Origin of the sequence: Brevibacillus sp. MS2.2 (genome assembly GCF_013284345.1) — a bacterium.
GTDB lineage: Bacteria > Bacillota > Bacilli > Brevibacillales > Brevibacillaceae > Brevibacillus > Brevibacillus brevis_C.
Map to the genome: position 1 here is coordinate 1 of NZ_JABSUZ010000018.1, position 13,655 is coordinate 13,655.

Here is a 13,655-nt window from a genome sequence, read left to right on the forward strand (position 1 = left end):
GGCTTGTTACAAGCAACGAAAGGCTCCTTGGCAGATGTATCTGCATGGTAAAGCAAAAAGGCCGCGGCATTAGCTGGGGCCTTTTGTTGTTTAGGGAAAAAGTCCCTTCCAAACTTGGATAGGGGTGTCGCATGAGCAGCAGTTCAATTCACCAGCAAGATAAGGAAGGTGGGCAAGCAGCTTCTTATCCCCAATGGCAAGCGCACGTTGGTATAATTCCTGAAGTCCGCTGTCATTTGTCATGTCCGGTCTTTTGGCGATGATTGAAAGTCGTTTCCCTTTATCGTGAAAAACGGGATCTTCTTCGTAACCGTACAAGACATCCTCTTCCTCATCTGGCCATATATAGATAGACTGCTCGCACGTTGGACACACCGTTACATATTCGTCTCCCTCTGAAAAAGTGAGGAGCATGTTTGCAATGTCTTTGTCCCCACGAAACGCAGCGTCCCCGGCTAGTATGTAGCGCTTGTCTGCTTCATGCTCTCCCATTGATACTTGGTGAAGGAGTGATTCTGTCTGCTCTGTCAGTAATAGAATAGCACGTCGGTATTCTAGACAGATTTCTCTTAAGGTTTCTGGTTCTAGTTGTGTCTGATCTCGTAAAAACTCCGATGGCACATCCCAATGAGGCGCATTTTCGCTACTGGCTTCGAAAATGCCGCAGGTTATGAAGATGTCCAACAAAATATCGGGGCTCTCTGCTTTTAGAGCGATCTCTACCAAATAGGGAAGTGCAGCATATGTACATGGATAAATCGTATTTTGATGAAACAGGAGCTCCCAATACAACTCTTCTTTTTCCTCGGAAAAATAGTCGTGCTGAATATGCTGAAATGTGCCACTATTCCCCTATCATAGTAAAACTTTCTCCATTCCGCTATAATTTGCCCCTTATTCAGAGAGGGGTGAGGGGTATGCTGGTCGGTTTTTTCCCCGGTATGATATGGAAGTTGTTGTATCCGACTATACATTTTACCGATCAAAGAGTATCACTCTATCTACGAAAAGCCCTTTGGTAGAGCTTACTTTTTGTGTAAAAGGGGAAAGAGGCATAAGCGTGCAAGGCAAAGAGCACCCGTTGCTGCCAGGCAAGCAATAATAACGCGTACGATCACCTTCATGTATACTTAAGTATAAGCGGAACGAATCGGTAAGCAACTAAAGGAGATCCATACGTAATGAAACCAGACCGTATAAAGTTTCCGGCGGGATTTTGGGCGGGATTACAACGAATAGGGATTGCCCCCCACGATCTAGTTCGCAAAGCGCGCCTGCCGCTCACCATTCTTACAGAACCAGCTGTAGTCACGACTGCCCAATATTTCAGCATCTGGCAAGCGTACTCTGATCTTGTTGGTGACATTGCTACCGGAATCATCAAGCTTTCAACCGCCTTTGAAACGGCACAATACCCACCGACTGTTTTAGCGACCTACCATGCTCGTGACTATCGCGACGCGCTTAATCGAATGGCCCGGTACAAACAACTGTGCCCTCCGGAAAGGTTGCGTATAACAGAGGAGGGCGAGCACTGTACAATCGAATTGGAGTGGATGTATAGCGAGCAACCCGGACCACCAGTCCTGGTTGGAACCACACTCGCCTTTCTTTTAGAACTTGGGCGACGGGGCACGGGCAAGCGATTAACTGCACAGTCCGTTGAATTTTCTCACGCGATGGGAGATGTAACTGCCCTTGAGGCTTACTTCGGTTGCCCTATACGGATTGGTGCCACCGAGAACCGATTAACGCTCCATCGACGCGATTTGGACGGCGTCTTTCTTTCGTATAACAAAGAATTGTTGGAGATATTGACACCTGTATTGGACCGATCATTGGATGAACAGTGCAGTCATTCCATTGCTGAGATGGTCAAATGGAGCTTGAAGCGAAGTCTATCCGGAGGCCGCCTAGATATTCGAGCTATTGCCAGCGAGCTGGGCATGAGTGATCGTACCTTGCAGCGCCGTCTTACGGATGAATGCACAACGTTCAAGCAACTGTTAACACAGGCTCGACATGAACAGGCGCGAGAATACTTAGCCGATCCCAAGCTCGATATAAAAGAAGTGGCTTTCTTGCTTGGATATGAAGATCAGAACTCATTCTACCGGGCCTTTCGGCTTTGGGAAGGCGATACACCTTCCCATTGGCGTTCCGAATACTTTCGGGTCAATTCTGCCGTCAAATTCCCAAGCTAACGGTTCCAAGCAGGGCTACCATTTTCTCTGTTTCCATAATTGGCGGGTCCAGCAAGAAATTTGGCATTGTACGCTAGTTACCGAACGATCCAGACAAAGTACGATAATCTCTATCCGGAGCACAAGAATGTTCCAAGATGAACTTCTAGTCAGCTTGCCGTGAATGACTACAAAGGAGACAAGTGTTATGGATATGGGATTAAGGAACAAAACTGCTTTAGTTACTGGATCGACGAAAGGTATCGGGAAAGCAATTGCCATTGAGCTTGCCAGAGAAGGCGTCAATGTCCTCGTAAATGGACGGAATGATGAAGAGGTAGAACGAATCGTAAATGAATTGAAGTCGGAATTCCCGGATACTTCTCCTCAGAATGCTACGGCTGATATTGTAGATAAGAAGCAAAGAGAAGCATTATTTGAGAAATATCCCCACGTGGATATTCTCGTTAACAATATGGGTATTTATGAGATCATGTCCTATGAAGACGTTGACGATGAAGTATGGGAAAAATACTTCCGAACAAATGTCCTTGCCGCTAATGGATTATCTAAATTTTACTTGCCTACCATGTTGAAGAACAATTATGGACGAATCATCTTTATAGCAAGTGAAGAAGCGATCATGCCTTCGGGGCAAATGCCTCAGTATTGCATGACGAAATCTATGCTTTTATCACTGTCAAAAAGCCTATCTAAACAAACGATTGGAACGGAAGTCACCTCCAATACAATCATGCCAGGACCAACGCTTTCCGAAAATGTATATCAAATCATTGATCGTTTGTTCCCTGATGATATGGCATTTTCGGAAAAAGAGAATCAATTTATGGCCGCAAACCTGCCCCAATCCGAATTACAGCGGTTTATCAGGCCTTTTGAAATAGGGAGACTGGTAGCATTCGTATCCAGCCCTTATGCAACCGCATTTAAAGGTTCACCTATCCGTATGGATGGGGGCATGGTGCCAACTATTTTTTAACATGAATTCCATGTATCGATCAGAATTGAAAAAGGGCAAAGCCGGTTAGGACTATGGGAGACAGACCGGGTAGATACCCCTTATCACGTTTCGTTACGTCATGTTACCTTTCAAATTGATCGCATAGATATGGATGAAGCGAAGAAGTGGTTGGAACAGAAGGGGATAGAGGTAATAACTAGCTTCGGTTTTCCACCAGAAAAACAGCCGCGAGCCCTGCCAATACCGAGATTGACGCGACCAAGCGCCAGAGAAGTCAGCACACGGGAATTTTCTGCAACCGAATGAAGATACACAAAAGTCCTGATGCATCTGTTCATCAGGACTTTTTCTTGCGCTTACTCTGTTTGAAACGAACCGAGTATCTCCAGGTAGTGAGAATTGTACATGATGCCGAGGACATTCCCAAACGGATCAAGGACTGAAGCCGTTATGAATCCGTCACCACGCTGGATCAGGGGTTCGTACTCTCTAGCTCCCATGGATAGCAACTTATTCAGTACGGATTCGATATCGTCGACGTGCCAGTACATCACAGCGCCACCCGGACCAGGTACCGCAGCAGCAGGTGCGAAACGGCGATCAATGAGGCCTAGTTCGTGCTTGTAGTCTCCAATGCGAAACTCGACATAGGCGAGCTGCCCATCCGGTCCAGACCGCTCGAAGTACGGTGCAATGCCCAATAATTCCGTGTACCACTTTTTTGCCGCCTGCACATCATCCGCCCAATAACTGATGGTAGCAAAGCCCCGTAAGGTTTGGTTGTAGCTCATCATCGAAATTCCTCCTTCAAATGGATGGTACTTTCGATTATAAGGACCGCCTACTGACAACTGTCTGTCAGTAGTTTGATTTTCTTTCCCCCTTAACTGTACTTACTCAGCACATCAAAAAACTCTTTCAGAAAATGATAAAAAAGCTTTTCAGAAGGGGGAAGCTCCCGGTTGTTGGGGATGATAATGCCCACTGTTCGCGTCACCAATGGCTCACTTATCGGGATTTTCACTGTCTCACGGGGAACGTTATCCGTTAAAGTAAGCTCTGGCAATAATGTGACTCCCAAGCCTGCCGCCACCAATCCTTTAATGGCATCGATATCTTCCCCTTCAAAAGCAACTTTCGGAGAAAAGCCCATCTGTGAACAAGCATTGACTGCGATATTGCGGAGGATGAAACCGGGTGGAAACAACACAAACGTATCTTCCTGCAACTGACTGAGACGCAAGCTTGGTTGCTTGGACAGCGGGTGTTTCGCAGGCAGCAGTGCCACGATATTTTCAGCAAAGAAGATGTGGCTGCGCACATTTTTTTCCTGAGTGGGTACAGGTCCAAGAAAAGCCAAGTCAATTTCACCGTTGATGACCGAGTCGATCAGCCCCTGATAAGAGCCCTGTTTTAATTGAAAGCCGATGTCTGGGTACCGGGCTCGAAAACCGGAGATGACCGTCGGAAGGGGATTGGCGGCGAGGCTGCTCGTAAAACCAACACGAATCGTACCGAGAGAAGGGTCTAGGAACTCCTCAATCTTCTCTTTTGCCTTCTCGATTTCGTTCATCGCCATTTCGACGTGCTGCAAAAAGATTTTTCCAACTGCCGTCAGCTTGATATTGCGACCTTCACGGAGGAACAGCGATACACCGAGCTCCTCCTCCAGATTGGCGATTTGCCGACTGAGGGCAGATTGGGCGACGTGCAGATGATGTGAGGCTTCGGTAAAGTGCTCTCGTTTGGCAACCTCGATGAAGTATTGAATCTGTCGTAGCTCCATGAATACCCCCACCTTACCTATTGATCTCGATTTGAGATAGATTTTGCATAAATTATATATTGTTTGTATCGTTTCACTCAATCTAAAATGTACATACCAGAGAGAGCAAGGAGAGTGGAGATACATGACGACACAAGGAATGCCTGCTAAGCAAGGTCTGTACGATCCGATTTTCGAACATGACGCTTGCGGAATTGGTTTTATTGCAAATTTGAAATCGAAATCGACGCATGATATGGTCCGAAAAGGTCTGAAAATTCTGTGCCAACTGGAACACCGCGGCGGTCAAGGCAGTGATCCGGAAACGGGAGACGGTGCAGGGATTTTAACTCAAATTCCACACGCCTTTTTCAAAAAGACCTGTAAAGAGCTGAATATCACGCTGCCAGCGCCAGGCAAATACGGTGTTGGTATGCTGTTTCTTCCGATGGATGCAGCGAAACGGCAAAAGTATGAAGATCAGCTGGAGGCGATTGTTGCAGCAGAGGGACAAAAGCTGCTCGGCTGGAGAACAGTTCCTGTCGATGCGACGAAAATCGGCAAAACGGCTGTAGCGAGTCAGCCTTATGTCCGCCAAGTATTCATCGGAGCGAGCTCGAATATCCAGGACCAAATGGCATTTGAACGGAAGCTTTACGTCATTCGCAAGCAGGTGGAACAGGTAGCAGGTGCTGATTTTTACGCCGCTTCCATGTCTTCGCGTACGATTGTGTATAAAGGATTGCTCACACCAGGACAACTGGATGCTTTTTATCTAGATTTGCAAGAAAATTCTTACACCTCTGTCTTTTCTGTCGTTCACTCCCGTTTCAGCACGAACACATTCCCTACATGGGAGAGGGCACACCCGAATCGTTATTTGATTCACAACGGGGAAATTAACACCTTGCAAGGAAACATGAACTGGATGATGGCTCGTGAAAAAATGTTTCAGTCCGAGGCCTTTGGTGCTGATTTGGCAAAAGTGGTGCCAGTCATTGATATGGCGGGCAGTGATTCGGCGATTTTGGATAACTGCGTGGAGTTTTTCGCGTTGGCAGGTCGCTCCTTGCCGCATGTTGCGATGATGATGATTCCCGAACCGTGGGATCAGGATGAGCGAATCGACGAGAATAAGAAAGCTTTTTACGAGTATCACAGTTGCCTCATGGAGCCGTGGGATGGTCCAACAGCCATTTCTTTCACGGATGGCAGACACATCGGCGCGATTCTCGACCGCAATGGCTTGCGACCGGCGAGATACTATGTGACGTCTGATGATACCATCATTTTCTCATCGGAGGTTGGAGTTCTCGAAGTACCAGATGAAACGATTGTTCAGAAGGGACGACTTAGTCCTGGACGGATGCTGCTCGTCGACCTCGAGGAAGGCAGAATCGTGTCTGACGAGGAAATCAAGCAAAAAATCGCAAGTGAACAGCCATATGGGGAATGGGTGAAAAACAACCTGCATGCTATTGAGGATTTGCCAGCAGCAGGTCACACGGAGGAGCTGCAAGGAGAGAGCCTGCTTGCGCACCAAAAAGCTTTTGGCTATACACAGGAGGAAGTCGACAAGGTACTTGCCCCGATGGTGGCTGAGCAGAAAGACCCCATCGGTTCGATGGGCGTAGACACACCACTCGCGGTATTGTCAGATCGCGCCCAGCTTTTGTACCACTATTTCAAACAGTCCTTCGCCCAAGTCACGAATCCGCCGATTGATGCGCTACGGGAGGCTTGCGTAACATCGACACATACTGTGCTTGGCGCGGAAGGAAACCTGCTTGCACCGGATGCGAGCAATTGCCGAAGAATTCGTTTGACCAATCCTTTGATCTCCAATCAAGAGCTGGCGAAGCTTCGCGCGAACCCATACCAAGAGTTTAAGGCGAAAACATTGTCGATACTCTTCCCGGCACAAGGGGGAGAACAGGGGCTAGAGCTGGCACTTGATCAATTGTTCGCTGTGGCGGATGAAGCGATTGCTGCTGGTTACTCCTTGCTGATTTTATCAGATCGCGGGATGAATCAAGATTTGGCTGCGATCCCTGCCTTGCTGGCTGGAAGTGGACTTCACCATCATCTCGTCCGCGCAGGGACACGTACCAAAGCGAGCATCATCATCGAATCCGGAGAACCGCGTGATGTACACCAGTTCGCCATGCTGATTGGTTACGGTGCCGACGCGATCAACCCATACGTCGCTATCTCAACTGTGAACCATTTGGTTGAATCGAATAAGGTGAAGGATCTCACAAGCGACGAAGCAATCGAAGTGTACCTGCAAACAGCCGTAGAAGGTGTCGTAAAAGTCATGTCCAAGATGGGCATTTCGACGATTCAGAGCTACCGTGGCGCACAAATTTTTGAGGCAGTAGGCATTCATTCTGCGGTCATCGATCGTTATTTTAGCCGTACACCTTCGCAGATTTCGGGGATCGGACTGGATGTGATTGCGCAAGAGACTTTGCTTCGCCATGCGAAAGCATTTTTGCCAGAGCATTCCGAGGAAGCATTGGAGGCAGGCAGCGATTTTCAGTTCCGCCGTGACGGTGAGTTCCACCTATTCAACCCGAAGACGGTTCATGCCCTGCAAAAAGCTTGCCGGGAAGGTAGCTATGAGCAGTACAAAATCTATGCAGAGCAAGCGACGGCACAGCAATTCGTAGCCCTTCGCCATTTGCTCGATTTCAAGTCCAATCGACAGCCGATCCCGCTGAACGAAGTAGAATCAGTTGACTCCATTGTTCATCGTTTTAAAACGGGGGCGATGTCATACGGCTCTCTCAGCAAGGAAGCGCATGAGACCTTAGCAATCGCCATGAACCGTTTAGGTGCGAAAAGCAACAGCGGGGAAGGTGGCGAAGATTCGGCACGTTACATCATGGATGAAAACGGCGATTTGCGACGCAGTGCCATTAAGCAAGTCGCATCAGGACGCTTTGGCGTATCCAGTCATTACTTGGTCAATGCCTCAGAGATCCAAATTAAGATGGCACAAGGAGCAAAGCCGGGCGAAGGCGGTCAATTACCAGGAAGCAAAGTCTACCCGTGGATTGCCGAAGTACGCGGATCGACACCAGGAGTTGGACTCATTTCGCCGCCGCCTCATCACGATATTTACTCGATTGAGGACTTGGCACAGCTGATTTTTGACTTGAAAAATGCGAATCCACGTGCACGGATCAGCGTGAAGCTCGTATCCAAGGCTGGAGTCGGAACAATTGCGGCTGGTGTGGCAAAAGGTCTGGCAGATGTCATTGTCGTCAGTGGACACGATGGAGGCACCGGCGCTTCCCCAAAATCAAGCATCAAGCACGCAGGGCTGCCATGGGAGCTCGGTCTTGCTGAGACACATCAGACGCTGTTGTTGAACCAGTTGCGCGACCGTGTGGTTCTGGAGACGGACGGTAAACTGATGACAGGACGTGATGTCGTCATTGCAGCTTTACTTGGTGCGGAGGAATTCGGCTTCGCTACCGCACCACTTGTTTCCATCGGGTGTGTCATGGCTCGCGTATGCCACCTCGATACATGCCCAGTGGGTGTAGCGACACAAAATCCTGAGTTGCGCAAACGGTTTAAAGGCGATCCGCAGCACGCCGTGAATTTCATGCGTCTCGTAGCCCGTGAAGTTCGTGAGATCATGGCGGAGCTGGGCTATCACTCCATCGAGTCGATGGTCGGTCAGAGCCATGTGCTGAAAATGAACGACAAGGCAAAAGAACACTGGAAAGCCAAGCATGTTGATTTGTCTGCACTCTTGTTCCAACCAGATGTCTCCGAGGAAGTGGGCCGCTATCATCAACGCAACCAGGATCACAAGCTGGAAGAAACGCTGGATCGTCAAAAACTGCTCAAGCTGTGCAAGCCAGCATTGAATAAACAGCAGCAGGTAGAGGCAAAGCTCACCATCACCAATACGAATCGCGTGGTTGGTACGATCTTGGGCAGCGAGGTAACCAAACGCTTTGGCGAGCACGGTCTGCCGGAGGATACAATCCGCCTGCATTTTACTGGCTCGGCAGGTCAAAGCTTCGGGGCATTTGTTCCACGAGGGATCACGCTTCATCTCGAGGGAGATGCGAACGACTACGTAGGAAAAGGGTTGTCGGGCGGCAAAATTGCGGTCGCACCAGCGAAAAACAGCAAATTCGCTCCTGAGCACAACATGATTATCGGAAACGTTGCGTTCTACGGAGCAACGTCTGGTGAGGCGTATATCAACGGGATGGCTGGTGAACGATTCTGCGTTCGCAACAGCGGAGTGACGGCGGTTGTGGAAGGAGTAGGCGATCATGGCTGCGAGTACATGACAGGAGGACGCGTCGTCGTTCTCGGCCCTGTCGGCAAAAACTTTGCAGCAGGCATGTCAGGCGGTACAGCGTATGTTCTGGCTGAGGATAAAGAGAAGTTTGCCGCGATGTGCAACCAGGAGATGGTACTCCTGGAGACACTGGAAGATCAACGGGAGGTCAATCGAGTCAAACGCTTGCTGGAAAACCATGTTAGCCACACAGGCAGCCGTCATGCCCAAGCTTTGCTCGATGAGTGGGAACGTACCGTCCAGCAGTTTGTCAAAGTCATTCCAAAAGATTACAAGCAAATCGTCTCCACGATGGAGGAGTTGGAGAAATCCGGTATGAAGCGTCAAGAGGCGATTTTGGCCGCTTTTGAAATGAGCCAGAAGAAAGGCGATGCCAAAGCACCTAAAAAGAAAGCGCCCGAGCAAGCCTTTGTTTCTGTGGGTAAATAAGGAGGATAGCCGATGACTTATGTTGTGAGTCGTCGGCTTTTTCTTTGGTAACCAATCACTTGTCCATGATGTCATAGGATAGATGTAAGGTTTTACCAATTACAATTTAAGTATGGTATGCTTCCCTAAAAATTCTACACCGCATGTCTTGTAGCTCGCCAAAAAAATCGGAAACAAAGCCATGTTCGAGAAAATAAAGTCATAGACTGCCGCTGTTTATTCAACTATCGTGTCCCAGTAGCTTAAATCGAGGCTGTTCTCGTTTCATTCTAGCTGATAATAGGACACAGACTCCCGTAATATGGTAAAATTAGTATGTAGATGATCGTTTTCTTTGGAGGGATGACTAGTATGGGAAATGGGAAAGTAGGTACTCATCGAAAGTCGGAAGAAGGACGGAATTATGAATCAAAGGTTTTGTCGGCTTCAACAGCTATCAATCAGCATGTGGGTAATTCCTATCAAAGTATGATGCAATTGCAGAGGACGATTGGAAACCGCGCTGTCACTCAACTGCTAACCCGAACTCTTCCCTCCCTCTCAAAAACATCGAATAAGTCGCAGACGCACTCTAATGGATGCTTATGCCCTGCATGTTCACCAATCATACCCAAAACTATACAGAGGAAGTCCAAGTCAACCGTCATTCAGCGGTGCTCCGTTTGCAACAATAATAATTGCAAAAATGGAGAAATATGCGGAAATGAACCAGATATTGATGATGGGCCTTCGCGGATGGCATTCGGAGGACTTTATCGCGAGCATAGTTCTAATGTCGTTCGCGAGGCGGAAGAACGAGCCCGTTTTTCTCACGTTACCCGCAATAGCAATGTTGACAGCATTCTGCAAAATGGTTTGCTTACCAATCATGGGGGGCGCGGCGGAGCCAGTGAAGCAGCACGAAGCCAGGCTTTCCAGCAGCATAGCCAAGGACATGTCCATCTAGGACAGGATACGGGATTGACGGATAATCGGCCAAGTCATTTCTATCAACAATTTTATAATTCAAAAGGAATATCGAATACAACATTAACGGTTTACCCCGGACCACAACAACTCGTACATCTTCAGGATGATCCAGATGATCGACAAGGTCAACGCTATCGTACTACTGAGGATGTTCCTCCTGACCAAATTCATCCGATCCCCCTTACAGTTCGCGAGAATGGAACAATTGGTGCAGACTATACTCCCTCACAGGCACTATCTTCTGTTAGGCGACAACTTCCGCCTAGCCATTCCGGGATGACAAATAATGAAATAACAGCATCACTAGGATCGAATATTCCCAATACAGAAACAATTTTAGCGGCAACAAGTCGGGAACAGTTGTCTGAAATTTCCCGCCGTTTACGTGAATTGGCGAGGCAGGGAATGTTTAATAGCGGGACATCGGAGGCTTATCGGCAAATGGCACGATTAATCCTAGAACGTTTGTCATCCATGGAAACGTAGGGAGGAATAGATTATTTCGGAAAGAGCACCATCGATAATGTCAAAACGCCGTCGGTTTCACAGCGAGCCTACAGCCGTTTATGCACTTCCGTAAAATCGAATCAGCGGCAATCTTAGACGAGAAAAAAGTTCTCGATTGGCTGTTATTTTATTTCTATCGATCTCCATCCCTAATTCCTAATAGTTTATTGAACAATTCTGCCCTAGAGTTGAGCGATCGAACCAATGAAACGAGGTGCAGGTTTTGCCCCTACACCCCGTCTTGTCAAACATAGAAGAAGCTTGCTTTATTCTGTTCGTTCTCTATCAGCATCATTATTCGCAACATCCCATGTGTCATTGCCGTCAGCCGCCACATTTTCTCCCATTTCGTTGCCAAGTGCACCCCCGGCAACCGCACCTGCAATGGTACCAAGCGGCCCTAAAATAGAACCTACGGCAGCACCTACTGCCGCACCGCCAACTGTTCCGACAGCTTCAGAAGCTCCACTGCCTGACATGTTCGCGTCGTTGTTCTCAACAGCATCGTTGTGATTGCGTTCGTTGTTAGTAGCCAAGATTGTCACTCCCTCGATTAGTGTTGGGAAGTTCTGCTATATCAAACGTGCAGTCCCAAGGCATAGGTTGCCCCGAACCTATCATTATCATTCCAAAAAATTTAAAGCTGGAGGTACCGGATCATGATTCAATCCATCGTCCATATCGCGCTCGTGGTCAAAGATTATGATGAAGCCATAGCGTTTTATACGAAAAAGCTCCATTTTACCTTAGTGGAAGATACGTATCAGCCAGAACAGGACAAGCGGTGGGTTGTGGTATCTCCACCTGGTTCTGTTGGCACTACGATCTTGCTTGCAAAAGCATCCAAACCTGAGCAAGAGCTATTTATCGGGAATCAGGCTGGCGGGAGAGTTTTTCTCTTTTTAAACACAGATGACTTTTGGCGAGATTATCATGAGATGGTCGCTAGAGGAATCCAATTTGTGAGAGAGCCAAAAGAACAGCCGTATGGAATGGTGGCGGTCTTTCAGGATTTATATGGCAACCTGTGGGATTTGCTAGAGCTGAATGAAGATCATCCGATTGCCAAACGTATGAAGTAGCAAGTTATCCAGCCAGACAAAAAACAGGCCTTACCTCCCAGCGATGTGGATGAAAAGACCTGTTTTTCATTTCATATTACACGATATAGGACAGTCCCATGATCAAAATGATTGCTACAACAGAAAGAATGGTCTCCATCACTGTCCACGTTTTCAATGTATCTTGCACAGACATATTGAAGTATTCCTTGATTAGCCAGAAGCCGGAATCATTTACGTGAGACAGGATCAGGGAGCCAGAACCTGTTGCCAGTACCAAGAGCTCAGGGCTTGTTCCAGGGATTTGCAGCGCGATCGGACCTACGATACCGGCAGCCGTCATCATGGAGACGGTCGCAGAGCCTGTTGCTACACGGATCAAGGCGGCGATCAGCCAGCCCAGGAAAATAGGGGAGATCGCAGATGCAGTAGCGAGCTCGGCAATATATTCACCCACACCACTGTTCAGCAGTACTTTGTTAAATGCGCCACCTGCGCCGATGACGAGCAAGATTGTCGCGGTTGGGGCCAAGCAATCATTTGTGAATTTGAGAATATCGTCTTTGGTAAAACCACGGTTGAACCCGAGCGTCCAGAAGGAGACAATCACGGCAATCAACAGAGAAGTAATCGGGCTTCCGATAAAATCAGCCCATTGGCGAATGGTATGTTCTTTTGGCAGAGTTACATCCGCAACGGTTGCAGACAACATTAACAGCACAGGGAGCAGGACGGTGAAGACGGTGATCCCAAAGCTAGGCAAATCACGCTCGGATTTTGGCTCCGCCAATTGGGAAGCGAGCTCTGGAGAAATGCTGGCCTTGACTCGTTTGCTAATCCAACTGCCGTAGATCGGTCCTGCAATGATCGCGGAAGGCAGCGCGACAATGATCGAGAGCAAAATCGTTTTACCAACATCCGCCTGGAACAGATCGACAGCGGCCATAGCAGCAGGATGCGGAGGTACGATCCCGTGAACGATCGAAAGGCCGGCTACAAGCGGTATTCCAATTTTGACAAGGGAGACACCAGTTTGTCTGGCAATCGTAAACACGAGTGGAATCAAGAGAACAAAACCAACCTGAAAAAATACCGGAATCCCTACGATAAACGCCACGAACATCATGGCCCAGTGTACGTTTTTCTCACCGAAGCGATTGATGAGAGTACGGGCAATACGTTCGGCACCGCCAGATTCTGCCATCATTTTGCCAAGCATGGTTCCCAAGGCAAGCACGATCGCAATAAAGCCGAGAGTGCCACCCATCCCATCCTTGATTGAATCCACAACTTTTACAAGCGGCATGCCGGATGCGATTCCCACAAATCCAGCGGCCAATAAAAGTGCGATGAATGGGTTCAGTTTGAAGCGAGTAATGAGAACGAGCAGGAAGACGATGGACAGCAGTGTAATGACGAGTGGCATGAT

Annotated in this window: 10 protein-coding genes; 5 read left to right on the forward strand and 5 right to left on the reverse strand. The window is 48.2% G+C overall.

Annotated elements, in window-relative coordinates:
• Positions 1-90: 90 nt before the first annotated feature.
• The gene (locus HP568_RS16985) at positions 91-792 is read right to left on the reverse strand and encodes a hypothetical protein (RefSeq protein WP_254551298.1); all 702 of its coding nucleotides are present in this window, start codon (positions 790-792) and stop codon (positions 91-93) included.
• A 389-nt stretch (positions 793-1,181) separates the two neighbouring features.
• Between HP568_RS16985 and HP568_RS16990 the strand changes: the two genes are divergently transcribed.
• Entirely contained in the window at positions 1,182-2,204 is a 1,023-nt protein-coding gene (locus tag HP568_RS16990; RefSeq protein WP_173629709.1) for an AraC family transcriptional regulator, read from the forward strand.
• A 187-nt stretch (positions 2,205-2,391) separates the two neighbouring features.
• A complete protein-coding gene (locus HP568_RS16995) occupies positions 2,392-3,183 on the forward strand; it encodes an SDR family NAD(P)-dependent oxidoreductase (protein WP_048032850.1) in 792 nt (263 codons plus the stop codon).
• A 338-nt stretch (positions 3,184-3,521) separates the two neighbouring features.
• Here HP568_RS16995 and HP568_RS17000 read toward each other — a convergent pair whose 3' ends face one another.
• Both HP568_RS17000 and gltC read right to left on the reverse strand, forming a co-directional pair.
• The gene (locus tag HP568_RS17000; RefSeq protein ID WP_173629769.1) at positions 3,522-3,956 is read right to left on the reverse strand and encodes a VOC family protein; all 435 of its coding nucleotides are present in this window, start codon (positions 3,954-3,956) and stop codon (positions 3,522-3,524) included.
• Positions 3,957-4,048: 92 nt separating this feature from the next.
• Complete coding sequence (gene gltC, locus HP568_RS17005; protein WP_173629710.1) at positions 4,049-4,951, reverse strand: glutamate biosynthesis transcriptional regulator GltC; 903 nt, start codon at positions 4,949-4,951, stop codon at positions 4,049-4,051.
• 124 nt (positions 4,952-5,075) lie between these two features.
• Between gltC and gltB the strand changes: the two genes are divergently transcribed.
• The gene (gene gltB, locus HP568_RS17010; RefSeq protein WP_173629711.1) at positions 5,076-9,689 is read left to right on the forward strand and encodes a glutamate synthase large subunit; all 4,614 of its coding nucleotides are present in this window, start codon (positions 5,076-5,078) and stop codon (positions 9,687-9,689) included.
• Between the two features lie 735 nt (positions 9,690-10,424).
• Positions 10,425-11,144 (forward strand): hypothetical protein, encoded by a 720-nt coding sequence (locus HP568_RS17015; RefSeq protein ID WP_173629712.1) that lies wholly within the window; start codon positions 10,425-10,427, stop codon positions 11,142-11,144.
• A gap of 287 nt (positions 11,145-11,431) precedes the next feature.
• Here HP568_RS17015 and HP568_RS17020 read toward each other — a convergent pair whose 3' ends face one another.
• Positions 11,432-11,644 carry a glycine zipper domain-containing protein gene (locus tag HP568_RS17020; protein ID WP_082196043.1) on the reverse strand — a complete coding sequence of 71 codons (213 nt, stop codon included), beginning with the start codon at positions 11,642-11,644 and terminating at the stop codon, positions 11,432-11,434.
• Positions 11,645-11,824: 180 nt separating this feature from the next.
• Between HP568_RS17020 and HP568_RS17025 the strand changes: the two genes are divergently transcribed.
• Positions 11,825-12,247: a VOC family protein gene (locus tag HP568_RS17025; protein ID WP_048032855.1), complete on the forward strand. Its 423-nt coding sequence runs from the start codon at positions 11,825-11,827 to the stop codon at positions 12,245-12,247.
• Positions 12,248-12,323: 76 nt separating this feature from the next.
• On the opposite strand, the gene HP568_RS17030 is transcribed toward HP568_RS17025, so the two are convergent.
• Positions 12,324-13,652 (reverse strand): GntP family permease, encoded by a 1,329-nt coding sequence (locus HP568_RS17030; RefSeq protein WP_173629713.1) that lies wholly within the window; start codon positions 13,650-13,652, stop codon positions 12,324-12,326.
• Positions 13,653-13,655 lie beyond the last annotated feature (3 nt).

Excerpts from the sequence above, each read along its gene's own strand:
- HP568_RS16990 (WP_173629709.1), top strand. The coding sequence starts at position 1,182 with ATGAAACCAGACCGTATAAAGTTTCCGGCGGGATTTTGGGCGGGATTA.
- HP568_RS16995 (WP_048032850.1), top strand. The coding sequence starts at position 2,392 with ATGGATATGGGATTAAGGAACAAAACTGCTTTAGTTACTGGATCGACG.
- HP568_RS17000 (WP_173629769.1), bottom strand. The coding sequence starts at position 3,956 with ATGAGCTACAACCAAACCTTACGGGGCTTTGCTACCATCAGTTATTGG.
- gltC (WP_173629710.1), bottom strand. The coding sequence starts at position 4,951 with ATGGAGCTACGACAGATTCAATACTTCATCGAGGTTGCCAAACGAGAG.
- gltB (WP_173629711.1), top strand. The coding sequence starts at position 5,076 with ATGACGACACAAGGAATGCCTGCTAAGCAAGGTCTGTACGATCCGATT.
- HP568_RS17015 (WP_173629712.1), top strand. The coding sequence starts at position 10,425 with ATGGCATTCGGAGGACTTTATCGCGAGCATAGTTCTAATGTCGTTCGC.
- HP568_RS17020 (WP_082196043.1), bottom strand. The coding sequence starts at position 11,644 with ATGTCAGGCAGTGGAGCTTCTGAAGCTGTCGGAACAGTTGGCGGTGCG.
- HP568_RS17025 (WP_048032855.1), top strand. The coding sequence starts at position 11,825 with ATGATTCAATCCATCGTCCATATCGCGCTCGTGGTCAAAGATTATGAT.
- HP568_RS17030 (WP_173629713.1), bottom strand. The coding sequence starts at position 13,652 with ATGCCACTCGTCATTACACTGCTGTCCATCGTCTTCCTGCTCGTTCTC.